The sequence below is a fragment of the Solihabitans fulvus genome (assembly GCF_008386585.1).
Lineage (GTDB): Bacteria > Actinomycetota > Actinomycetes > Mycobacteriales > Pseudonocardiaceae > Solihabitans > Solihabitans fulvus.
The window spans coordinates 1-207 of sequence record NZ_VUOB01000453.1 but is presented as its reverse complement, the minus strand read 5'-3'; the positions used below and the strand labels follow the sequence as shown (position 1 = coordinate 207).

The following is a 207-nucleotide window of genomic DNA, read 5'->3' as shown; positions in this document are numbered from 1 at the left end:
CGCAGCCGGGGGTGTTCGTGGGTCGGCACCAGGAGTTGGCGGCGTTGGACAAGTCGCTGGACGCGGCGGCGGGTCATGGTGGGACGGTGGTGGTGTCGGCGATCGGTGGTGGTGGCGGGGTCGGCAAGACGTGGTTGGCGTTGCGGTGGGCGCACCAGAACCTGGACCGGTTCCCGGATGGTCAGTTGTTCGTCGACCTGCGTGGCT

At 69.1% G+C, this 207-nt stretch carries 1 protein-coding gene; it reads left to right on the top strand.

Annotation, left to right across the window (positions count from 1 at the left end; all coding sequences use genetic code 11):
* On the top strand, positions 1 to 207 hold a 207-nt coding region (locus tag F0L68_RS42005), incomplete at both ends, for a hypothetical protein (RefSeq protein WP_149855501.1).